Origin of the sequence: Nocardia arseniciresistens (assembly GCF_046764875.1) — a bacterium.
GTDB classification, from domain to species: Bacteria; Actinomycetota; Actinomycetes; order Mycobacteriales; family Mycobacteriaceae; genus Nocardia; species Nocardia arseniciresistens.
In genome coordinates, this window is record NZ_JBKORD010000001.1 from 292,426 (window position 1) to 314,559 (window position 22,134).

24 protein-coding genes are annotated in these 22,134 nt (G+C 65.7%); 16 read left to right on the forward strand and 8 right to left on the reverse strand.

Annotation, left to right across the window (positions count from 1 at the left end):
• Positions 1 to 250 precede the first annotated feature (250 nt).
• From ACLMAJ_RS01340 to ACLMAJ_RS01355, 4 genes are all read left to right on the forward strand, one after another.
• A complete protein-coding gene (locus tag ACLMAJ_RS01340; RefSeq protein WP_412012009.1) occupies positions 251 to 901 on the forward strand; it encodes an ABC transporter permease in 651 nt (216 codons plus the stop codon).
• Positions 894 to 2,087, forward strand: a complete 1,194-nt coding sequence (locus ACLMAJ_RS01345; protein WP_412011575.1) for an ABC transporter ATP-binding protein — start codon at positions 894 to 896, stop codon at positions 2,085 to 2,087. Before ACLMAJ_RS01340 ends, ACLMAJ_RS01345 begins: the two co-directional genes overlap by 8 nt.
• Positions 2,084 to 2,860: an ABC transporter permease gene (locus ACLMAJ_RS01350; RefSeq protein WP_412011576.1), complete on the forward strand. Its 777-nt coding sequence runs from the start codon at positions 2,084 to 2,086 to the stop codon at positions 2,858 to 2,860. The genes ACLMAJ_RS01345 and ACLMAJ_RS01350 overlap by 4 nt, the downstream gene beginning before the upstream one ends.
• Before the next feature lie 98 nt (positions 2,861 to 2,958).
• Entirely contained in the window at positions 2,959 to 3,897 is a 939-nt protein-coding gene (locus ACLMAJ_RS01355) for a glycine betaine ABC transporter substrate-binding protein (protein WP_412012010.1), read from the forward strand.
• Here ACLMAJ_RS01355 and ACLMAJ_RS01360 read toward each other — a convergent pair.
• On the reverse strand, positions 3,873 to 4,541 hold the full coding sequence (locus tag ACLMAJ_RS01360; RefSeq protein ID WP_412011577.1) for a TIGR03086 family metal-binding protein: 669 nt from the start codon (positions 4,539 to 4,541) through the stop codon (positions 3,873 to 3,875). The two genes, ACLMAJ_RS01355 and ACLMAJ_RS01360, sit on opposite strands and share 25 nt — an antisense overlap.
• An 88-nt stretch (positions 4,542 to 4,629) precedes the next feature.
• Between ACLMAJ_RS01360 and ACLMAJ_RS01365 the strand changes: the two genes are divergently transcribed.
• On the forward strand, positions 4,630 to 5,622 hold the full coding sequence (locus tag ACLMAJ_RS01365; protein WP_412011578.1) for a helix-turn-helix transcriptional regulator: 993 nt from the start codon (positions 4,630 to 4,632) through the stop codon (positions 5,620 to 5,622).
• 80 nt (positions 5,623 to 5,702) lie between these two features.
• Here ACLMAJ_RS01365 and ACLMAJ_RS01370 read toward each other — a convergent pair whose 3' ends face one another.
• Positions 5,703 to 7,160, reverse strand: a complete 1,458-nt coding sequence (locus ACLMAJ_RS01370) for an MFS transporter (RefSeq protein WP_412011579.1) — start codon at positions 7,158 to 7,160, stop codon at positions 5,703 to 5,705.
• Positions 7,161 to 7,235: 75 nt separating this feature from the next.
• Here ACLMAJ_RS01370 and ACLMAJ_RS01375 point away from each other — a divergent pair, with 75 nt between their 5' ends.
• The 3 genes from ACLMAJ_RS01375 to ACLMAJ_RS01385 all read left to right on the forward strand — a co-directional run bounded on the left by ACLMAJ_RS01375 (position 7,236) and on the right by ACLMAJ_RS01385 (position 9,074).
• Entirely contained in the window at positions 7,236 to 7,718 is a 483-nt protein-coding gene (locus ACLMAJ_RS01375) for a MarR family winged helix-turn-helix transcriptional regulator (RefSeq protein ID WP_412011580.1), read from the forward strand.
• A gap of 316 nt (positions 7,719 to 8,034) precedes the next feature.
• Positions 8,035 to 8,640: a hypothetical protein gene (locus ACLMAJ_RS01380; RefSeq protein ID WP_412011581.1), complete on the forward strand. Its 606-nt coding sequence runs from the start codon at positions 8,035 to 8,037 to the stop codon at positions 8,638 to 8,640.
• Positions 8,637 to 9,074, forward strand: coding sequence for a hypothetical protein (locus ACLMAJ_RS01385; protein WP_412011582.1), 438 nt, complete (start codon positions 8,637 to 8,639; stop codon positions 9,072 to 9,074). Before ACLMAJ_RS01380 ends, ACLMAJ_RS01385 begins: the two co-directional genes overlap by 4 nt.
• A 160-nt stretch (positions 9,075 to 9,234) precedes the next feature.
• On the opposite strand, the gene ACLMAJ_RS01390 is transcribed toward ACLMAJ_RS01385, so the two are convergent.
• Complete coding sequence (locus ACLMAJ_RS01390) at positions 9,235 to 9,861, reverse strand: YdcF family protein (protein ID WP_412011583.1); 627 nt, start codon at positions 9,859 to 9,861, stop codon at positions 9,235 to 9,237.
• 186 nt (positions 9,862 to 10,047) lie between these two features.
• Positions 10,048 to 10,491, reverse strand: a complete 444-nt coding sequence (locus tag ACLMAJ_RS01395) for a hypothetical protein (protein ID WP_412011584.1) — start codon at positions 10,489 to 10,491, stop codon at positions 10,048 to 10,050.
• 174 nt (positions 10,492 to 10,665) lie between these two features.
• Between ACLMAJ_RS01395 and ACLMAJ_RS01400 the strand changes: the two genes are divergently transcribed.
• Positions 10,666 to 12,243 carry a serine/threonine-protein kinase gene (locus ACLMAJ_RS01400; RefSeq protein WP_412011585.1) on the forward strand — a complete coding sequence of 526 codons (1,578 nt, stop codon included), beginning with the start codon at positions 10,666 to 10,668 and terminating at the stop codon, positions 12,241 to 12,243.
• 60 nt (positions 12,244 to 12,303) lie between these two features.
• Entirely contained in the window at positions 12,304 to 13,146 is an 843-nt protein-coding gene (locus tag ACLMAJ_RS01405) for a VOC family protein (protein WP_412011586.1), read from the forward strand.
• Between the two features lie 15 nt (positions 13,147 to 13,161).
• On the opposite strand, the gene ACLMAJ_RS01410 is transcribed toward ACLMAJ_RS01405, so the two are convergent.
• The gene (locus tag ACLMAJ_RS01410) at positions 13,162 to 13,410 is read right to left on the reverse strand and encodes a hypothetical protein (protein WP_412011587.1); all 249 of its coding nucleotides are present in this window, start codon (positions 13,408 to 13,410) and stop codon (positions 13,162 to 13,164) included.
• 405 nt (positions 13,411 to 13,815) lie between these two features.
• Here ACLMAJ_RS01410 and ACLMAJ_RS01415 point away from each other — a divergent pair, with 405 nt between their 5' ends.
• Entirely contained in the window at positions 13,816 to 14,235 is a 420-nt protein-coding gene (locus ACLMAJ_RS01415; protein ID WP_412011588.1) for a threonyl-tRNA synthetase editing domain-containing protein, read from the forward strand.
• Here the strand turns inward: ACLMAJ_RS01415 and ACLMAJ_RS01420 are convergent.
• A complete protein-coding gene (locus ACLMAJ_RS01420; RefSeq protein ID WP_412011589.1) occupies positions 14,200 to 15,420 on the reverse strand; it encodes an epoxide hydrolase family protein in 1,221 nt (406 codons plus the stop codon). The genes ACLMAJ_RS01415 and ACLMAJ_RS01420 overlap by 36 nt on opposite strands.
• Before the next feature lie 110 nt (positions 15,421 to 15,530).
• On the opposite strand from ACLMAJ_RS01420, the gene ACLMAJ_RS01425 reads away from it, so the two are divergent.
• Together ACLMAJ_RS01425 and ACLMAJ_RS01430 are read left to right on the forward strand one after the other, a co-directional pair.
• Positions 15,531 to 16,106: a CGNR zinc finger domain-containing protein gene (locus tag ACLMAJ_RS01425; protein ID WP_412011590.1), complete on the forward strand. Its 576-nt coding sequence runs from the start codon at positions 15,531 to 15,533 to the stop codon at positions 16,104 to 16,106.
• Positions 16,107 to 16,217: 111 nt separating this feature from the next.
• Positions 16,218 to 16,847 (forward strand): glyoxalase, encoded by a 630-nt coding sequence (locus tag ACLMAJ_RS01430; RefSeq protein ID WP_412011591.1) that lies wholly within the window; start codon positions 16,218 to 16,220, stop codon positions 16,845 to 16,847.
• A gap of 9 nt (positions 16,848 to 16,856) precedes the next feature.
• Here ACLMAJ_RS01430 and ACLMAJ_RS01435 read toward each other — a convergent pair whose 3' ends face one another.
• Positions 16,857 to 19,670, reverse strand: a complete 2,814-nt coding sequence (locus tag ACLMAJ_RS01435; RefSeq protein WP_412011592.1) for an ATP-binding protein — start codon at positions 19,668 to 19,670, stop codon at positions 16,857 to 16,859.
• Positions 19,671 to 19,829: 159 nt separating this feature from the next.
• Between ACLMAJ_RS01435 and ACLMAJ_RS01440 the strand changes: the two genes are divergently transcribed.
• Complete coding sequence (locus ACLMAJ_RS01440) at positions 19,830 to 20,186, forward strand: VOC family protein (RefSeq protein WP_412011593.1); 357 nt, start codon at positions 19,830 to 19,832, stop codon at positions 20,184 to 20,186.
• A gap of 96 nt (positions 20,187 to 20,282) precedes the next feature.
• A complete protein-coding gene (locus ACLMAJ_RS01445; protein ID WP_412011594.1) occupies positions 20,283 to 20,696 on the forward strand; it encodes a VOC family protein in 414 nt (137 codons plus the stop codon).
• A 41-nt stretch (positions 20,697 to 20,737) separates the two neighbouring features.
• Here ACLMAJ_RS01445 and arfB read toward each other — a convergent pair whose 3' ends face one another.
• A complete protein-coding gene (gene arfB / locus ACLMAJ_RS01450; RefSeq protein ID WP_412011595.1) occupies positions 20,738 to 21,166 on the reverse strand; it encodes an alternative ribosome rescue aminoacyl-tRNA hydrolase ArfB in 429 nt (142 codons plus the stop codon).
• Positions 21,167 to 21,823: 657 nt separating this feature from the next.
• On the opposite strand from arfB, the gene ACLMAJ_RS01455 reads away from it, so the two are divergent.
• Positions 21,824 to 22,096 carry an SDR family NAD(P)-dependent oxidoreductase gene (locus tag ACLMAJ_RS01455; RefSeq protein ID WP_412011596.1) on the forward strand — a complete coding sequence of 91 codons (273 nt, stop codon included), beginning with the start codon at positions 21,824 to 21,826 and terminating at the stop codon, positions 22,094 to 22,096.
• The last annotated feature ends 38 nt before the right edge of the window (positions 22,097 to 22,134 follow it).

Here is a 22,134-nt window from a genome sequence, read left to right on the forward strand (position 1 = left end):
ATTAGGACACACGAGCGATGTCGGTGGCGAACCCTCTCCGGGGTGGCATCCGCGAGCCCGCCGGAACCGGTAGCTACACCGAACGGCTGGTTTCGATCGGTGCGGCTCGGGTAGTCCCCCGGGGACGTAGCGGCGCCCGACGGCCACCGGAATGACGGAATTCGGGCGGTGTCTCGCCGCCCGGAAAATCGTCCGGCAGAGGCGCAGTCGAGATAGTCTCCCAGGACACCGGGCGACGGGGAGGTGCGACCTGGATACCTTGTGGACGTTCGTGGTCAACCGACGAGCGCAGTTACTCACCGACTCCTATCTGCATGTTTCGGCCGTGATTCAGTCGGTGCTGCTCGCCACCGTCGTTGCGGTGCTCATCGGCGCGCTGGTCTATCGCAGCCCGCTGGGTTCATCGCTCGCGACCGCGACGGCGAGCGCGATTCTCACCGTGCCGTCGTTTGCGTTGCTCGGCTTACTGATTCCGTTCCTCGGCCTCGGCGTCGGACCGACGATCACCGCGCTGGTGCTCTACGCGCTGCTGCCGATTCTGCGGAACACCATCATCGGGCTCGCCTCGGTGGATCCGGCGATCGTCGATGCCGCGCGCGGCGTCGGTATGAATCGACTGCGGGTGCTCGCGCGGATCGAATTCCCGCTGGCATGGCCGTCGATCCTGACCGGGATGCGGGTCAGCACTCAGATGATCATGGGCATTCTCGCGATCGCCGCCTATGCGAAGGGGCCCGGTCTCGGCAATCTGATCTTCTCCGGCCTGGCCAGGCTCGGCAGTCCCAACGCCGTGCCGCAGGCCCTTGTCGGCACGATCCTCATCGTCGTCTCGGCGCTGGTCCTCGATGGGATCTACGTCATCATCGGCCGTCTCACCACCTCGAGGGGAATTCGTGACTGACACCGAAACCCGAAGCGATACTGCGGAATCGGCGGTTTCCGGCGTCGAGATCGTGCTCGACTCGGTCACCAAACGCTATCCGGGACAACAGGACCCGTCTGTCGACAATGTCTCACTGACCATTCCCGCGGGCGAAATCGTCGTGCTGGTCGGACCTTCCGGCTGCGGCAAGACGACAACCATGCGCATGATCAACCGTCTTATCGAGCCGACCTCGGGCACCATCACAATCGGAGGACGTGACGTCTCGGCGGGTGACCCCGACCAGCTGCGGCGCGGTATCGGCTACTCGATTCAGCAGGCCGGCCTGTTTCCACACATGACGGTCGCCAAGAACATCGCGACCGTCCCCGGCCTCATCGGCTGGGATCGCAAGAAGGTCGCCGCCCGCACCGACGAGATGCTCGAGTTGGTCGGCCTCGCTCCCGACACCTACCGCCACCGCTACCCCAGGCAGCTCTCGGGCGGCCAACAGCAACGCGTCGGGGTGGCCCGCGCACTGGCGGCCGATCCCCCCGTGCTGCTGATGGACGAACCGTTCGGCGCTGTCGATCCGATCACCCGCGGCCTGCTCCAGGACGAACTGCTCCGGCTTCAGGCCGAGCTGGGCAAGACCATCGTCTTCGTCACCCACGATTTCAACGAGGCGGTCAAGCTCGGCGACCGAATCGCGGTGCTCGGCAACCAATCCCGCATTCTGCAATACGACACTCCCGCGGCGATCCTGGCCGACCCCGCGGACGAGACCGTCGCCGGATTCGTCGGCGCGGACGCCTCGCTCAAACAGCTCACCCTCACCCGGGTCATGGACGTCGAAATGGGCCAGTGCCCGACCGTCGCCGAGGACGAGCCGGTCGACACGCTACGCGCCGCGCTCGTGGGCCGAAAGTGGCCGTGGGCGCTGATCCTCGACAGTCATCGGCGTCCGTTGCGATGGGTGTCGGCCGCGGAACTTCCGCACGCGACTTCATTGCGCGACACCGGATCTCCGATCGGCACGCCGCTGTCGTTGCGATCGAGCTTGCAGGAGGCGCTGGAGTCTTTGCTTGCCGAACAGACCGCGAACGCGGTCGTCACCGGACGCCGCGGTGAGTACGTCGGACTGATCACGATCGACACACTTGTCGAGCACCTGGCAGCATTACGCGCCACGCACAGCAGCGCAGAACCGGACCAGGCGACATGACTTCCTCGACCGCGAGGGCCGGGGTCACACCGGCGACAGAACGCCGGGCCGAACGCATCCGCCTGCTCGTGCAGCCGGTGCTGGTGCTCGCGCTCACCGCCGGGGTGCTGGTGTGGGCATTCCGGCGTGACCTCACCACCACTCAGCAGGCGAGCATCAGCGCGTCCAATATCGCGCACCTCAGCTGGCAGCATGTGCTCATCACCGCGACGGTCGTCATCATCGTCGTCGTGGTGGCCGTGCCGCTCGGCACACTGCTCACCCGACCCGGATATCGCCGCCTCGCACCGATTTTCGTCGGTATCGCCAATATCGGCGCCGCCGCACCGGCGATCGGCCTGATCGTGCTGTGCTACCTCGCCACCCGCACCACCGGATTCTGGATCGGCGTCGCGCCGATCGCGTTCTATTCGCTGCTTCCGGTGCTGCGCAATACGATCCTCGGCTACCAGCAGGTGGATCCAACCCTTGTCGACGCGGGGCGCGGGCAGGGTATGTCGACGCTGACGGTATTGCGCCGCATCGAGTTTCCGCTCGCGGTGCCCTATATTCTCGCCGGGCTGCGCACCTCGCTGGTATTGGCTGTCGGCACCGCGACGCTGTCGTTTCTGGTCAGCGCGGGCGGTCTCGGCATTCTGATCGACACCGGCTACAAACTGCGCGACAACGTCACGCTGGTGGTAGGCGCGGTCCTCGCCGTCTCGCTCGCGCTGCTTGTCGACTGGCTCGGCGCGCTGGCAGAACAGTTCCTCGGACCAAGGGGCCTGAGATGACCCGGCGGTTCGAAAACGCCCAGCGGCGTGAAACGGCACAGCGATACGGAAAGCCGCGCAAGTTGCGCAGGCGAGCTGCCGTGGCGGCCGCCTCGGCGATGCTCGCGCTGATCGCCGGTTGCGGCCTGCAATCCGGCAGCGCGATACCGCTGCAAGTGGGTCCGGGCAGTATTCGTCCGGTGCCCGAACTCGACGGCGTGACGATCACCGTCGGGTCCAAGGACTTCACCGAACAAAATATCCTCGGCTACCTCATCGAGTTCGCCTTGTCCGCGGCCGGAGCGCAGGTACGTGACCTGACGAATATCCAGGGCTCCAACAGTGTTCGCGATGCCCAACTGCACGGGCAGATCGATGTCTCCTACGAATACACCGGCACCGGCTGGATGAACTATCTCGGCAACGAGACCCCGGTCCCGGACGAGATCGGCCAGTTCGAGGCGGTCCGCGACGCCGACCTGGCCGCACACGACATTGTGTGGGCCGAGATGGCGCCGATGAACAACACCTACGCACTGGTGACGAGCAAGCAGACCGCTCAGCAGACGGGCGTGCGGACATTGTCGGACTACGCCGAACTCATCGATACCGACCCAGGGGCCGCGGCCACCTGCGTCGGCACCGAATTCAATGTGCGCCAAGACGGTTTCCCTGGCTTGGCCCGTAAGTACGGCATCGACACCGGCAAGGTCCACAAGCAGATCGTGCAGGATGCCATCGTGTATCAGGCCACCGCCGACGCGAAGCAGTGTCGATTCGGCTCGGTCGCCGCCACCGACGGCCGCATCCCGGCTCTCGACCTGGTGCTTTTGAAAGACGATCTCGGCTTCTTCCCGAAATACAATGCGGCACTGGTGATGCGCAAATCCTTCGCCGACGCCCACCCCCAGGTCGCCACCGTCATGGCCCCCATCTCGAAACTGCTGACCAACGAATCCATCACCGAACTGAACCGCCAGGTCGATGTGGACGGCCGCGAGCCCGCCGAGGTCGCGAGGGACTGGATGGTCGCTCAGGGATTCGTCACCGCCCGCTGATCCACGCGCGGGTCGCGGCCAAGGTAGCGCAGCAGCTCGGCGATACGGGTGTCACCCGATTCGGCGTCGAGCACAGCCGCGTACGCGCCCCACTGACGCAGCGGCTCAACGATTTCCGCCTCCTCACCACTGCCGGGCGCCGGATGCGCGGTCCGTGCCGCGGTGAGCAGGTGGCCCGCGAGTTCGTCGGTCAGCGGCGACGGTTGACCGGTTGCGATCGCGATATCCCAGGCGTGCACGGCGGCATCCAGCGCGCACATGACCGCCGCGACCGGGGTCGCGAGCGCGCCGTGCGGCAGCGGGGTCGGGACGGAGCCGGTGTCGTCGGCGACGGTCGCCCAGGCCGCGGCGGTCTGCTCGATCGCCGCACTCACCAGTGCGGCGGCCGAGCCGTCGATGGTGCCGGAAGGGTCGAAGGGGTTGTCAGCCGGTCCAACGCCGACACCGAGTGCCTCGGCGTAGGCGAGCTGGTCACCCGCGGCGTGCTGGATCACCTGCGTGACATTCCACTCCGAGCACGGAGTCGGCAACTGCCACTGCCCGTCCCCGATGCCTGCGACGACGTTACCCAGCGCAGCGTAGGAGGTCGCGAGCACCTCTCGCCAAACGGGGCGCAACGTCGCGGCGGCGGTGGTGGCGTTCATGATGGGCCTTTCGTCGTGGTTCTTGGTTGTGACCTAAGCCTATGGCTCCATTAGGCTGGATTCGTTCCTAATAATTTCGGAGGTGAATGTGGCGGCCACCACAACGCGAGTCCTGCGTTTGCTCTCGCTGTTGCAGGATCGCGCGCACACCGGCCGGGAGCTTGCCGAACGGCTCGATATCACCGACCGCACCCTGCGCAACGACATCCAGCGACTGCGCGAACTCGGCTACCCCGTGCACGCCGAACGCGGCGCTATCGGCGGCTACCGGCTCGGGCGCGGTTCGACGATGCCGCCGCTGCTGCTCGATGACGACGAGGCGGTGGCTGTCGCCGTGGCGGTCGGACTTGCCGAGGACGGCGCCACCGGCATCGCCGACATCACCGAGAATGTCTCGCGGGCCTTGGCGAAGCTGGATCAGATCCTGCCGAAGCGGTTGCAGCGCAAGGTAATAGCTCTGCGTAATGCCACCGCGATCGGACCGGCGACCACCGGCTCACGGGAACCGGACGCCCCGGTGCCCGCCGCGGTGCTCACCGCCCTCGCGGGCGCGATCCGGGACACGACCGTGGTGTCTATCGAGATCGAAAGCAGCACAACCGAAATCGAGCCGTACCGGCTGATCAACTGGCAGCGACGCTGGTACCTTGTCGCCTACGACCTCGAAACCCATTTCTGGCGTGCGGTTCCCGTCGCACAGGTACTTCGGGCGTCGGCGGGCACCCGCCGCTTCGGGCCACGTCCGCTGCCGGAGGAGGACCTGGTCGCCTTCGTCATGCGCGACATCGCAAGCACCGGTTGGAAAGTGAACGCCCGCGTCACCGTGCTCGCGCCCGCCGAAACAGTGATCGCCCGCATCAATCCCGCCGTCGGCGTGGTCGAGGCCGTCGACGCGGACACCTGCACCCTGCTGACCGGCGCCGACGCACTGGAAACCATCGCCATCTACCTCAGCATGCTGATGATGGACTTCCGCGTCGATAGCCCACCGGAGTTGGTCGCACATCTGCGCACACTGGCCCGGCGGTATTCCGCCTCAGTGGAATCGGCGCCCTGGCCCGATGCGTCGCAACGCTCGTGACGCACCACGAAAACGGCAACGGGGTCGATTCTCGCCGTTGAGAATCGACCCCGTTACCGTTCGAGCGGATGGCCCGACGATCAGGCGTGCCCGGCCTTGTCCGCGGCATCCGGCGCCTTGCGCATCGGAATGCAGACCGTCAGCACGATCGCGACGAGCGCCGCCGCCGTCGCGATGAGGAAGGTGGTGTGGAAGCCGTCGCGTGAGGGGAACATGTGCACGCCGAGCTGCATGGTCATGTGCGCGAGGACCACGCTCATCACGGCAGATGAGGTCGATGTGCCGATCGAGCGCATCAGCGAGTTGAGGCCGTTGGCCGCTGCGGTCTCGGTGATCGGGACCGCACCCATGATCAGCGCGGGCATCGCGGCGTAGGCAAGGCCCACACCGGCGGCGACGATCATCGCCGCGATCATGATCTCCCAGACACTGTTCATCAGCACCACCGCGCACAGGTAGCCCGCCGCGATCACCGCCGAACCGAGCGCGAGCGTGACCTTCGGCCCGCGAGCCGCCGACAGCCGCGCCGACACCGGCGAAAGCAGGATCATCACGAATCCGGTAGGAGCAAGCGCCAATCCGGCGTTGACCATCGACAGGCCGAACCCGTAACCGGTCTGCTCCGGCGCCATCAGTAGCTGCGGGAAGGTCAGCGACATGCCGTAGAGGGCGAAACCGACCGCGATGGAGGCGAAGTTGGTGAACAGCACCCTCGGCCGCGCCGAGACCCGCAGGTCGACCAGCGGCGAACGCTGCCGCAGCTCGAAGGCACCCCAACCGAGGAACACCACGAGCGCGATCGCGAAGAGAGTGAGGATGCTCCCGCTGCCCCAGCCCCAGTCCGCGCCCTTGGTGATCGCGACGAGCAGGGCGAGCAGCGCAATCGAAAGACCGACGGCACCACCGAAATCGAAGCGCGCGGGCGTACGCACCGGCGACTCGGGAACGAAGGCGAAAACCAGTGCCGCACAGACGAGACCGAGACCCGCCGCAACCCAGAACAGCATGTGCCAGTCGGCGTTCTGCGCGATCGCCGCCGCGAGCGGCAGCCCGAGGGCACCGCCGACGCCGAGCGTCGCGCTCATGATCGCCATCGCCGAACCCACCTTCTCGGCGGGCAGTTCGTCGCGCATGATGCTGATGCCGAGCGGGATCGCACCCACCGCGGCACCCTGCAACGAGCGGCCGATGATCTCGGGAACGAGGGAGGAGAACAGCGCACAGACCACCGAGCCCGCCACCAGCAACAGGATGTTCGCGAACAGCACCCGGCGCTTGCCGAACATGTCGCCGAGCCTGCCGCTGATCGGGGTCGCCACGGCGCCGGCGAGCAGGGTCGCGGTGATCACCCAGGACGCATTGGACGCCGAGGTACTCAGCAGCGCGGGCAGGGTGGGGATGATCGGGATGACCAGCGTCTGCATGAGCGAGACGACGACACCCACAGTGCCAAGGGTCGCGATGAGTAGGGCCGGCGATGGCTTGCGCCGGTCGTCGGAACCGGAGACGGTCGTAGACGCGTCGGCAGCAACAGTCACGAATGTGCACGCTACACAGCATGTGTATCGTGCACAATTTGCTATGACCGTGATTAGGGCGACATAGTGTTGGCCATGCCAGCACCAGGTCCCGAAGAAAGCGCCGCGCTCTCGCGCCTCGTTTTCGAGCTGACCCTGCTTTCCCGGCACTTCCCCGCGTCACTGCTGCGCCGACCGGGGTTCCAGCTCGACCGCTCGGCCTACCTCCTGCTGAGCAGGTTGGAGATAGATTCCCCGCTCAGCCTGCGCGAGCTGTCGGAGGCCTTCCAGCTCGACATCTCCACGATCAACCGCCAGGTCGGCGCCATGCTCAAGCAGGGCCTCGTGGAGAGAGTGCCCGATCCGGACGGCGGAATCGCACGCAAGATCCGGGCCAGCGACAAGGGCTTGGAACTGGTCGCCGCCGATCGGGCCCAAAGCCAAGAAGGCATCGGCGCCGTGGTCGCCGACTGGGCCGACGCCGACGTCCAGCAACTGAGCACCCTGATCGCCCGCTTCAACGAGTCCATCGAACACGTCGAAGACAACCCATGGCCGCGCCCACCGTGCGCCAGATAATCGACGCTTCAGGACTACGGCGGGTCGGCGCGACTACGCGCAGTAGGTAGACGCCCAGGTGATGCCGTAGCAACGGCGGAACCAGCGGGTGCGGTGAGCAGTCACTTGCTGCTGCTCGGCGAATCCATCTCCGCTGTCCAGGGTTCAGTGCTGCCCTGATGTTCGCCGGGTATCAAAAGAATCTGTGGAGCTGAATTGCTCAGCGCGGCTGCGGAACTCGCGCTGAATGTCGATAGCGGGTCGACATCGAGGGTTTGAATGCCCGGCGGCGAGGCATTACGTGAGCAACTACAACAGGCTCGGCGAGGAGGATCAGATGTCTGCTGGATTGTTGGTAGTAGTGATCGCGGTGATAGTGATCGCGGTTGCGGCGGGGGCCCTGGGATTGTGGCCGATGCAGCGCAGTCGACGCCTACGCAGCAAGTTCGGTCCCGAGTACGACCGGACCGTCGAGGAATCCGAGGACCGCAGGCGGGCCGAACGAGAGTTGGCCGAAAGAGAGCGCAGGCACTCGGATTTCGATCTGCGGGAATTGTCGGACGAGGAAAAGCAGCGCTACGTGCGCCAGTGGGCCGAAGTGCAGGAACGGTTCGTGGACACACCGGCGGAGACGCTGACCGAGGCCGACCGGCTGGTGACCACGGTCATGGCCGAACGTGGCTATCCCACTGAGGATTACGACCAGCGGCTGGCCGATCTTTCCGTGCAGCACGCGACAGTGCTCGGCCACTACCGCACCGCCCACGAGATCACGACAAGACAGGCCGACCTCAAGGCACAGACGGGGTCTGTGTCGACCGAGACGATGCCCACCGAGGCCGTGTCGACCGAAGACATGCGCACCGCGATCGTGCACTACCGAGAACTGTTCCAGGACTTACTCGACGGCCGAGCCGACACCAATAAGGACGCGGTATCATGAGCACCGAACAGGACCGAAATCAGCAAGAGACGTCAGAAGACACTGTGTCGCAAGGATATTCGACCACAGATGCCGACGAAACCACCGACTCTGTTGCCGATCGAGCAGCGGACCAGCCGGAGCACAACGGCCGAGGGGCATCGCCGGACGGTGACCCCGCCGCACCACTGTTCGCGCAGGCCGATATCGAGCAGTTGCGTACTCGATGGCGTGAATTGCAGGTCAATTTCGTCGACAGCCCGCAAGAAACGGTGACACAGGCCGATGAACTCGTCCTCACCACTATTCAGCAACTGACCGCGACGTACGCAGAACGCAAGAAAATGCTCGAAGACCGGTGGTCACGTTTCGAGGACGGTAACACCGAGGACCTGCGCCAAGCGCTGCGCGGCTATCGCACCTTCTTCAACCAGCTGCTGTCCACCGGCTCGTAGACCAAACATGTCGGGCCGCAATCCATCCCGCCCAGCGCAGCCTTCGCCGGCCGTTACCAGCCACGACAGCGGTCAGCTCGGCTGCTGCTACGGCAGCTGCCGATCGGTGCCGCGCAGCGGCTCATCCAGCTCGGTACGCCACTGACGGTGGGCGTTGCGATCACGCACCGAACTGTGCGGCCCGCATCCGCGTGTCTTTACGCATTCGAGCCAAGTCCAGCAGGCCGTACACAGCGAAAAACGGTTTGATCCAGCACTTCTCGCCGAACCGGTAGTCGGAAGCACGCCGAAGCCTCCGGGCCAGATCCGGACGCTGACGTCTCAGATAGAGACGACCGCGCAACGCGTGCAAGGGATTCGAAACGATCTTGATCGAGTCCGCGTCCTCCATGAACGGAATCGAGTATTGAATATTCTCCCATGTCGTGTGAGACAGCCCTTCCAATTGGATCCGCTCGCTCGAAGTCCCACACTCCCGCAATGCGTAACGCGCCATGAGCTCGGCCTCCGAAACAGATCCACCTGGCCTTGTCGTCCCGGAAAAGACCAGCCGACTGTTCGGCACCGTGGGGTCCACCGAACGAAGCCCAGCGCGAACCCGCCACCGGTTGAGCGCATTTGCCCGATCCTCGCTGCGATTGGCGAAACCGAGCACGATAATCACTTCGGATTCCGGCGGCACCGATCGATGCTCCCCCAACGCCGTCCGCGACGCCCACCAATGTTCGACCTCGCCCCACACCAATACCGCCGCTACAGCCGCGCCTACCCCTGCCCCTCGCCGCACCGCACCCTCCTCAGCATCAGCCCCGCCTTGCCGAGGTTAGCCCGCCCATACAGTCCGTGACCGCAGCCGAAGCGGCGGCGAGGTCTATTGGCGGCGCAAGGACCGCCCCGCCGATCAAGGTATGCGGATCGGCGGGGCGAGTGCCCCATCGAGCGGGCGAAGACGTTGTCAGCGCATAGCGGGCCGCTAGTTTTCTGCGCCCGGACTCGTACCTGCGCTGCTGCCGGTACTGGGCATTTCACCCTTACCGCCGCTGGCTCCGTTGCCTTTCCCTTTCCCTTTACCTTTACCTTTACCTTTACCGTCAGCGCCTTTTCCGTCGGAACCCTTTTCGTCCTCGTCCTTGACGTTTTCGCTAATGCTGTTCTCGCTCGCGCTGTTCTCGCTCGCGCCGTTCTCACTTGTGCCGTTCTCGCTTGTGCCGTTCTCGCTTGTGCCGTTGCCGCTCTCGCCACCCTGCTCGCCTTCACCGGCAACACCCGCGTCGCCCGCAGGGGCGAATCGAGTCATAACCACGGAGGCGGCACCGTATTCAGAAGGATGTGCAGCCGCAGCCCCACCGGCAGTGAACATCATGGCCGAGGCGGTAAGAACTCCGACCGCACCGGCAGTCGCGAACTTGTAAATCATGTGTAGCCCCTTCTCGAATTGGAAGTGGTACGTCCTGATCAACAAGAGTCAGCGTAGAAGGCAATGTGGGAATTCGGTCTCAGCGCGGACGACACGGCCGGTCGCCGAATCGGGCCCCGAAATCGTGGTGTTCACCGAGTGGCTCATGAGCGGCGATACCCATAGGCTGACGCGGTGATTTCCGGGCAGACAGTGGTCGACGGGCGCTTCGAGTTGCTCGAACCGCTCGGCAGCGGCGGGATGGGGACGGTGTGGCGCGCCTACGACCTCGCCCTACAGCGCGAGGTGGCGCTGAAGGAGGTGCGGGCGGCCGAGGCGGGTGGTGACACGAGCCTGCCCGATGTGCAGCGTGAACGAGTGCTGCGGGAGGCGAGGGCGCTGGCCAGGATCGGTCATCCGAATGTGGTGACCGTGCATCACATCGTGGATTCGGATGCTGGCGCGCATCCATGGATCGTCATGGAGCTGATTCGTGGGCGCACGCTCGCGGAACACCTCGCCGAGGGCCCGATGGACCCGGCCAGAGCGGCACAGATCGGCCGCGGCATACTCGCCGCGCTACGTGCCGCGCACGTGGTCGGCGTACTGCACCGCGATATCAAGCCCGCGAATGTGCTCATGCGTGAGGACGGCACGCCGGTGTTGACCGACTTCGGTATCGCGGCGATCAACGGGTTGAACGGGCTCACCTCCACCGGCAGTGTGGTCGGCTCGCTGGATTACGTTGCGCCGGAACGGCTCGGCGGCCAGGAGGGCAACCCCGCCTCCGATCTGTGGTCGCTCGGGCTGGTGCTTTATGTAGCCGTGGAGGGCTACCACCCGATGCGCCGCGACACCACCGTCGCCACGCTCGCGGCCGTCCTGAAAGGCGAGGTTCCGCCGCCGCAACGCTGCGGCCCGTTGACCGAGGCGCTGCAAGCGCTGCTGGTGCCCGACCCGAGCCACCGCCCACCGCCCGAGCAGCTCGATTGGATGCTCGCGCAGGCAACCGCTCCCTCGGCGCCGGGCCACCCACCCATGGCGCGGGCGTACACGTATCCGCCGCCCGCCGTCCCCATGCCTTCAGGCCAGATCTCGCCACCGTCGGACCGAAATCACCTCGACGCGGGCCGCCCGTCCCAGCAGCGGCGACGCTGGATCGTGGTAGCAATCGCGGCGGCGGCCATTGCCACGGCCATAGTCGTGGCAGTGTCGCTTCGTCCCGACTCGACCGCAGACCAAGCCGCTCCCAGCCGAACACCCGGTACCAGCCAACCTGGGCTCTCCGGCGCAACGCCCCCCGCGGTACCGGTGACCGAAGAAACCCCGGACCTGCTCACCCCCGACGGCATTCGAGACGCGATCACCGCACTGGAAAAGGTGACCGGTGGGCAAGAATTCACCGAGGCGACGTTTTATCCGGCCTACGCCAATGTCGGCGCGCCGGTCTCCGGCAAGCCGAAAATCTACGATGAATACACCTACCGAAACGGAGTAGGTAGTCGCAGTGGCGCGGGCGGCCAAATGTCGGGAAAGTCAACGGTCAGCTTGCGCTCGATCGACTGGGACATTCTTCCGACCCTTATGCGTGCCGCCGAGGATCAACTGAATGTCCCTAGCCCGACTCTCCGTTATGTAATCGTCGACCCTGCTTGGACTTTCAATGAGGAACGCCCGACCATCATGGTGTACCTGACCGATGATTACGGCGCCGCATACCTGGCAGCGGATGTCGACGGCACGGTAGTGAAGACCTATCCACGAGAGCGCTGAAAGGCAGACGCGGTCGGTATCTGCGCCTATGTTCATACCAACGAGCGAAGGGAGCGGCTGATGACCGTCGTGCGGACCTATCCCGCGGGAGTGACGTCCTGGATCGACCTCGAACAGAACGACGTCGCCGCGGCGACGGCCTTCTATGATGCGTTGTTCGGCTGGAGCTTCGCCGATGCGACGCCACCGGGTGCGCCATTCCGGTATGTCATCGCACAACTCGACGGCAAGGATGTAGCGGGCATCGCAGGCCCCGCCGAGCCAACGGCGGCCGAACCCACCGCATCCGCATGGAACACCTATGTCGCGGTCGACGACGCACAGGCCTCAGCCGACCTGGTCACGAACTCCGGCGGACGCATCCTTACACCGCCCACGGCCGCTGGCGAGGGCGGAATCGCGGCCACCTGCAGCGACCCAGCCGGCGTCGAGTTCCGGCTGTGGCAAGCCGAACGCCGCCCCGGAGCCCAGGTCACCAACGCGCCCGGCGCATGGAACTTCAGCGACCTGCACACCGTCGACCCGGCCGCATCGAGTTCCTTCTACGCCAAGGTATTCGGATGGTCCATCGATGACATCGGCTTCGCGACAATGATCCGCCGCCCCGGCTACGGCGACCACCTGGCCGCCACCGTCGACCCCGGCATTCACGAACGCCAATCCGCCGTCATGGCGCCCCCTGGATTCGCCGATGCCATCGGCTGGCTCACTTCTACCCGGAAGTCCGAGACACCCCATTGGCATGTCACTTTCACCGTGGCCGACCGCGACGAAACTGTTTCTGCCGCAACCCGGCTCGGCGCAACCGTCCTCGCGACCACAGACACCGAATGGACCAAGGACGCACTGATCCGCGACCCGCAGGGTGCGGAGTTCACGACAAGCCAGTTCACGCCGACGTAGTCGCTGGCGCTGCGGTCAGATATTTGTACCCGGGATGACGCAGCGACCATCCGGGCCGATGGTCCCGATGATCATGCCGTCGGACAGCGTGCAGAAGCTGCCGAGCTGCACGCAGTCGAAGTGCGTGTTGATGACCATGTTGGTGCCGCAGGGGGTACCCGGGGCGTCGAAGCCATCGGGATCTGCCTGCGCAGCGAGCGGGACAGTCAACGCAGCGGCGACGCCCGTGATAGTGGTTGCGAAGAAAAGCGCAAAGCGGAACATAATTAATCCTCCGAAAATGATTCGGCCTCAATGAATACTTACTGCTCACCGTCCGATCATCGGCAGAACACCGCGCTCGTAAATCGCATCGAACACGGCTTGACCTGCAAGATTTTACTCGCCATTCGACCGAACCGTGCTCTGCGGCCATTCGCGTGCGGACTTCTGTGGGCTACCGCCGATACCGTCGGCCGGTCACAACCACGTGGGTAAATGGCGTTCGCCCGCGCGACTACCGTCGGCGTCGACCCCGGCCGGAGCTCAACGCGGGAGGACTTCGACAGGACACCGAGCGCACCCGTAAAATCTTCCCGCCCACGGGGACTCGGTCGTGCCGGACCGGACGATACGATCCTCCGGGCACGAACGCTTCGTCGTGACGCAGAAGCTGTTGATGGGATGGTCGTGCTGATTTTTTCGCTCCAGTGCCGGACCTTCGAATTCGTTGTCAAGTCGCCGACCCCGGTCGCGGTGGAGCTCGATCCAGAGAAAATCAACCTGCCAGTGTCGTATGACAACTGTTTGTTTCTCCTGGTTGCGGTGGAGGCCGAGGACACAACCAAACAGGTGGCTCGCGCGGCAAAGGCCCTCGGCAAGGCCGTGCGGAACACCGGAGTGAAACAACTCGTCATCAACGGTTTCGCCGGACTATCGAAACTACCGGCGGATTCGACCCATTCGCAGACAATATTGAGCGGCCTGCACTCGCGCCTTATCGAACGCGAGCCCGGCCTACATGTGGATACCATGCCCTTCGGATGGCGCAAGGAATGGACCTTGGACGTCGTATCAGGGGTGTGGGCACAGCGGTGCATCCACGTCTAGACCGCAGCCGGCCCGCCTGACCGGGGCCAGCACTGCCGCGAGGCCTTCTTGCAGATCCTTGACGAAATACTCGGGAACCTCCAGCGACGGGAAATGTCCCCCGATTTCGGGCGACCTCCATCGGACGATCTGTCGGTACCGCTCCTGTGCCCAGGCGCGCGGACACTTCTCGATGTCGCGGGGATACATAGTGATTGCTGACGGGACGTCGACCCGGAGTTCCGGGTCCAGCGAGTTGTGGCTTTCGTAGTAGATGCGGGCCGATGATGCGCCGGTCCGCGTCAGCCAATACAGGGTGACGTCGTCGAGAACGCGGTCTCTGGAAATCCTCTCGAACGGGCTATCTTCGGTATCTGTCCACTCGGCGAACTTGTCGAGGATCCAGGCGAGAAGCCCGACCGGTGAGTCGACGAGCGAGTAGCCGATGGTTTGTGGTCGGGTCGCCTGCTGCTTCGCGTACGCCGCGCGGTGGCGCCAGAAATCGCGGGTTTCCTCGGTCCACTTGCGCTCGACCGCCGTCAGCCCGTCCGTTGTCGACCCGGGCGGTCCCTCCGCGAACGTTGTGTGGATGCCGAGAACGTGCGCCGGGAACCTGCCGCCGAGGACCGTGGTGATATTGCCTCCCCAGTCGCCGCCGTGGGCTGCGAACTTGCTGTAGCCGAGCCTTCCCATCAGTTCCACCCATGCGGCCGCGATCTTTTCGGTTCCCCACCCGGTGGTGGCCGGCTTGTCGCTGTAACCAAAGCCTGGTAACGACGGGACCACGACGTTGAACGCCGGCGCGCCTGCATCTTTCGGATCTGCCAGCTCATCTACTACATCGATGAACTCGGCAATGCTGCCCGGCCACCCGTGCGTCAAGATCAGAGGAGTGGCATCTGCGCGCGCGGATCGGCAGTGCAGGAAGTGGATTCCCAGATCATCAATGGTCGTGCGGAACTGGCCGATACGGTTGAGGCGCTCTTCGAACGACCGCCAGTTGTACCCGGTGCGCCAGTAGTTCACGACGTCGACGAGGTCGGCGAGAGGGACGCCCTGTTCCCATCGGCGAGGGTCAGGCGCGGCGCGATAGACCGTCTCAGCTTCCGGCAGTCGCGCCGCGGCTAATCGCGCGCGCAGATCGTCGAGGTCAGCGTCAGTTGCGTGGGCTTCGAATGCTTGCACGTCGCTGGTTGGACGGCTCATGAGATTTCGTACCTCCTGGTCAATGCGGAACCGGCCACGCCCCATCGCGAACCGTCTTAGACGGTTCTAACATGCCCTCATGCCAGGATGCAACCTGCTAAGGTGGTTCCATGCGTGCCGAGTCCCCCGACTTTCGCCTCGGTAACGTGCTGGCGACCAGCTTCACGGCGACCCTGACGGAGCGTCATGGCAACGCTGTGGAGCGCATTCCCACGCCGCAGCGACTCGTCGACTGGCTGGCAGTGAACGGCCTCGCCGTGGACTCCTGCACCACCGCCCAGCTCGAACTCGCTCGGGAACTGAGGGAATCAATTCACGCCGCCGCGACAGCGACCGCGATCCACGACGCTCTCCCTTCGTCCGCTGTCCAAGTCATCAATGACTGCAGCATTAAGGGTCGTGCGGCCGCCATCCTGACGCCGGAGAGCAATCGTCAATGGCGACTCAGCTCCGCGTCCTGCGTAGAAGATGCCCTAGGCGTAATCGCCGCCGACGCGATCAGCATCATCGCAGGCGAACGAGACGGAAAAATGGCCTTGTGCGCATCGCCGACCTGCCGAGCCGCCTTCTTCGATACCAGCCAAAGTCGCACCCGCAAATGGTGTGACATGAACACATGCGGGAATCGTCAGAAGAAGGCGCGGTTCAATGCCAACCAGCGCAAAAACCCCAGATCAGCGGAGTGATCGTTACCTTCGATACATCGAGGTGGGGGCGAGCCACCGACTGAGTCTCAGTGGTGTGTTCCGTGGTCGACACGGATGTGACCGGCGCGGGCCATGCCTAGCGTTATGAGCATGGAAATCAACACGAACATCAGCACCGACATCAACATTCAGCTCGAGGTGGCCGATCCCCAGGCCGCCGCCGCGATCTATGACGCCGCGTTCGGACTGGGTGACCGGCTCGGGTTCCGGGCCTCGCAGACGCCGACGACGGGTTTCCGTGGATTCATTCTGTCGCTGGTGGTGTCGCAGCCCTCCACCGTCGACAGCCTCGTCGGCACCGCGGTCGAGGCCGGGTTCGCCGTCCTCGAGCCCGCGAAGAAGAGCCTGTGGGGTTACAGCGCGGTGGTGCAGGCGCCGGAGGGGACGATCTGGAAGGTCGCCACCTCGAAGAAGAAGGAAGTGGGCCCGTTCACCCGCGAGATCGATGACCTGGTGTTGCTACAGGGCGTGGCGGACGTAAAGGCCAGCAAGCAGTTCTATGTCGATCGCGGCTTGACGGTGTCGAGGAGTTTCGGCGGCAAGTACGCCGAGTTCGCGAATTCGGGCTCGCCGGTCACCCTGGCGTTGTACCCACGCAAGGCTGCCGCCAAGGAGGCGGGGGTCTCCCTCGAAGGCAGCGGATCGCACCGCATCGTCATGAACAGCGGCATCGGTTCCTTCACCGACCCGGACGGGTTCGTGTGGGAGGAAGCGGTCTGAGCTGGGCGATCAGGCCCTGTCATCTGCGGCCAGGGTCAGACTCCTGGTGTGCTGGTAGGGGCAGTGGGCGCGTTCGAATTCCGCCGCGAAGGCATGAAGCCGGCCGCGGTCATCGTCGAGTAGGGCGGCGGCCCGCTCGACGATCGGACCGGCTATCGGGTTGCCGGACACCGTGGTCCGAGCCGCGGCGACGAAGCCGCGGGCATCCGGATGGCCGGCCAGGACCGCGGCTTCGGCGCGCAGGGCGACATACCAGTGTCGCCAAATCCAGATGGTGCGCTCGTTCAATGCGTCCGGCTCGGTGGCCAGTTCGGCCAGTGCCCGTTCGGGTTGGCCATGGTCGAGCAGCACGATGGCGTCGAAGACGGCGCGATAGGCGAACCGATGGTCGGACGTGCCACCGAGGGTGTCCACGATGGCCAGCCACTCGGCGCGCGAGGCGTCGTCGCCGCGCAGGCCGTGAGCCATCGCGACGGCTGCGGCGGCCGGGGCGAGACCGGGGGCGTAGGGACGGCCGGAGAGTTCCCAGGCGTCGATGAATCGTCCACTGCCGGTGAGTACTTCATCGAGGTTGCCCGCCAGGGCGTCCGCGACCAGGAGCGCCGAGGTGGCGAAATCACCACGCTCGGCCAGCAACGGCAACTCACGCAGCTGTTCGGCCCAGCGGCGGGAATCCCGCAGGTCACCGACTCCGATTCCGATATCGGCCGCCTCGGACAACGCGTTGACGCGTTCGAGGGCGCTGCCGGGCGTCAGCGGCATGGAAGTCAGTAAGGCGCCTCGCCGACGGGTGGTCTCGGCGGCGGCGAAGATATCCCCCGCCCAGCACTGGGCCGCGGCGAGGGCGTCGAGGGCCGCGCTGCGGGCGAGCGGGTCGCCGGTGCGATCGGCCAGTTCTACCGCCCGTTGCGCGAGCGAAATCGCCACAGTGACGGGCGTTTCCGATTCGGGTAGGTCGGTGCGTGCGGAATCGGTCGACGTGATCGCCTCGAGCGCAACGGTTTTCGACTCGCCTTCGGCGACGGTGGGATCGGCGAGCACACCGCATTCGGCGAGGGCCACGGCGGCAAGTGCGGCTGGGTCCGCACCGGCGAGTTCGCGCGCCTCGGACAGCAGCGCCGCGGCCTCGCCCGCCGCAACCGGCTGCGCCAAGGTGTCGGACATGCGGAAGACGGTGATCGCGGCGGTGGCAAGATCCCGGGCTGACGCCGCGGAATCGCCTGCACCGCCGATGGTTTCGGCGGCGGCACGGTAGAGGCGGTACATGTCCCCGCCGCGCATCCGGCACCCGGCCACCTCGGCGGCACGCCGCAACGCCGCAGCGGACGAGACCGGGTCATCGGTCAGCGCCGCCGCCTGTTCGTAGCGTCGCTGGGATTCACTGATCAGATTTCGGGTAAAAGCCAACTGCGCCAGGGAAATCGCCAGAGCGTGCGCGTCGGCCCGACGCTTGGGCAGCACTGCCGCCCAGGTCAGTGCCGCGCGCATATCGTCGGCGGCGGCATCGAACGCGGAGCGCCAGTCGCGGGTCGCCGGCGCGGGATCGGCGGCCAGCTCGTCGGCGGTCGCCGCACACCAATTCAAATGGCGCGTAAGGACTTCGTCGAGTTCACCGGCGGTGGCCAGTTCTTCGCGTTCGTATCGGCGGATGGTCTCCAATGCCCGATACCGGGTGCCGCGCGCGGAACGCACCACGGTCAGCAGGCTTTGTTCGGTGACCCGAGCCAGCCCGTCGGCGACCGCGATCGGATCCAGTTCCGGCGATCCGGCCACCGCCATGGCGTCGGCGGCGGTGAACGGCGCGGCGAACACCGAGACCCGCCGCAGCACGCACCGGTCCTCGGCGGTCAGCAGCGCCTGGCTCCAATCCAGCATGGCCCGGACGGACCGATGCCGTTCGTCGGCACGACGGCCACCGACCAGGAGTCGCAACGGATCCGCGAGGCTCGCGCTGAGCCCGTCGAGTCCGAGAGTGGGTAGCCGAGCGGCCGCGAGTTCGATGGCCAGCGCCAGCCCGTCGAGCCGACCGCAGATCTCGTGCACCCGAGCCAACTGCTCGGCGTCCACGGGCCAGCCCAGCGCTGCGGCCCGATCCAGGAACAACGCCACGGCGTCATCGCCGAGCGACAACGGCGGCACCGTGAAGACCTGCTCGAACGGCACCATGAGCCGCGCGCGGCTGGTTGCCAGAACAGTCACGTTCGGACAGTTCGCGAGCAGGTGTTCGATGAACGGCGCCACCCCGTCGCGCAGATGCTCACAGTTGTCGAGAACCAGCAGCACCCGGCGCTCAGCCAGCGCGGCCGACACCGACTCGTCGAGACTGCGCCCCTGCTGCTCACCGAGCCCCAGCGCCCGCGCCACCGCGGCCCCGACCATCGCCGGATCGGTCACCGGCACCAGGTCCACAAACCATGCGCCGCCGGTGAATTCATTGGCAAGGTCCGCGGCGACCGCCAATGCCAGCCGCGTCTTGCCGACTCCGCCGGGCCCCAGCGCGGTCACATGCCGATGCGCCCGCACAGCCTCGCGCAACGTCCGGCGTTCCCGCTCGCGGCCGACGAACGAGGTCAGCGACGAGGGCAACACGGCGGCCGCCGCGCCGCTCTCCTCGACCCGGTCGAACTCGGCGGCCCGTTCGGCCAGCGCCCGCCGATCCGTCACCCCGACCTTGCGCAGCAGTGAGGACACATGGGTCTCCACGGTGCGCACAGAAATGAACAGCTGCGCAGCGATTTCGGCATTGCTGCGATGTTGCCCAACCAGGGCGAGCACCTCGGCCTCACGATCCGAGATCCCGGCGGCAAGCTTCGACTTCGACACGCCCACATTCTCACTTACGGCCGTTTCGCACGCGCGAGAGCACCTCCGTGGGCCCCTCAGTGGCACGCTCCGTGGTCACCACGGATGTCAGGCCGTTTCGCCGGACATAACGTATTTCCCATACCGACCAGCACAAACACAGGACATACAGGAGTGGACATGACCGCCACCGCAGCCAAGGGCATCAAGACCGTGCTGCACCCCGTCTCCGACCTGGCCACGGCCACGGCGGTGTACACCGCCCTGCTCGGCGTGCCGCCGAATATCGAAGGCACCTACTACGTCGGCTTCGACATCGACGGTCACCACGTCGGCCTGGTTCCGGACGGTGGCCCGCAGGCCATCACCACCCCGGTCATCTACTGGGAGGTGCCCGATATCGAGACCACGCTGGCCGACCTGACCGCCGCGGGCGCAACGGTGAAGCAGGCCCTGCGCGATGTCGGCCGGGGCCGCCGAGTCGCCGAGGTCATCGACACCGACGGCAACATCCTCGGTCTGCTCCAAGATCGCTGAAAGCTCTCCACCAACCATCCGGCCTGTCATACCGATTGACCGGCGAACACGCGCCGATGTCCGGCACGTACACATCCGCAATTCAAGGAGTAACGCATGAAAGCGCACGTCAGCTCGATCCTCCTCGGTGTCCGCGACATGGACCGGGCCAAGCAGTTCTACACCGAGGGGCTGGGCTGGAAGATCAAGAACGACTTCGGCATCTCGGTGTTCTTCGACTCCGACGGCGCCTCGCCGGTCGGCTTCTACGGTCGCGAGGGTCTGGCCGCCCAGGTGGGCACGGATCCGGAAGGCAGCGGTTTCAGCGGGCTGGTTCTGACCTACGTCGTCCGCAGCGAGGCACGGGTCGAGGAGATCATGGCCGAGGCCCGGAACGCCGGAGCCACGATCCTCGAGCCCGCCGGTGCGCTGCCGTGGGGCGGGTACGGCGGCACCTTCGCCGACCCGGATGGCTATATCTGGAGTCTCGGCTACAGCGCCCAGGGAACCGACCAGCCCTACGCCGAGTAGCCGGGATCGGATCCCGACACCAACGTCCATGGTCAGTACAGCTAGTCGTCGGGGGAAGCGCGGCGGTTGCGTTTGGTGACGCCGCGCCGCTTCTTCGCGGAGATGCGGCGTTCCTTTGCTCCGCGCGAGGGCTTGGTGGCGCGGCGAACAGGTGGCGGGGCGGCAGCGGCGTCACGCAGTAACGAGGCCAGGCGTTCGCGGGCGGCCGCGCGGTTCTGCAGCTGTGCGCGCTGCTCCGATGCGGCGATCGTGAGCACCCCGTTGACCAGGCGGGTGGCCAGGCGGTCGAGCATCCGGGTGCGCAGCCACTCCGGCACCGAGGGCGAGTTGGCAAGGTCGAACGACAGCTCCACCCGGCTGTCGGTGGTGTTGACGTGCTGCCCTCCCGGACCGGACGACCGTGAGAACCGCTCGCGTAACTCGGACGCGGGTATCACCAGCACCTGAGTCACGGTCAGGTCCTCTGCCATAATCCGACGCCGCTCTTTCCCATCCGCGATTCGACCCGGCCACGTCGGTCTAGTTGCGTGCGAGGCAACGGTACGACGGTCGAATCAGGCAAAAGGTGCGCTTCCACTGATCGCGATGATGCCGCAACCTTCACCACCACAGCAACAAGGCCAGCCCGGAACGACGGACGGGCTCAGTCCACTCGAATTGCTCGGCTGACTATGCCAACCAGCGGAACTACACGTTGAAGCGGAGTTCGACCCCATCGACGTCCGACCGTCGCCGCGCATTCCAGACCAGCCCGAGGCGAAGGCGCCACCGCTCGAAAGCCATGCAACACAACCACACCAGCCTATGGCAACGACCACCCGAGCAAGAGCGCTGGCCGACCGCGAGGAGCTCCGAGGCCGAATACGTCTAGCGCCGAACGCCGGCTTCGATACGGCGCACCGAACACGCCCGCATGCCCAGAAGATGCGCTTTGACAGCGTAGGGGGCGGGGGCAACCATGGAAACCAGGTTTGTATCTCGAGTCCCCGAGGTGATGTGCGGCGTGCTGATCGCGGCAGGGCGAGGCGATCCGATGTTGCGCGAGTACGTAGAGCAGCGTGTGAACGCGGTGGTCTAGGCGGCTCGGTCATGCCGACTGCCCACGATGATCAGCAGGAGGTGGAACCGTGACTGGGAAAACCGGCAGGGTGGCATTGGTGACGGGGGCCAGCAGTGGAATCGGCGCCGCCACCGCGCGCCTTCTGGCCGCGCGAGAGATGCGTGTGGTGGTCAATTACCTCCACAGCGGCGCGGCAGCCGAGGACGTCGTGGCCGGCATCGAGGCCGCGGGCGGCCGGGCCATGGCGGTGCAGGCCGACGTGCGCGAGACAGCGGCGGTCGAGACCATGATCGAACAGGTCCAGGCGGCGTGGGGCGGCACCGACGTGCTCGTGCACTGACGTCTCACTGTCCTGTGCACACGGGCCATACCGTCCAG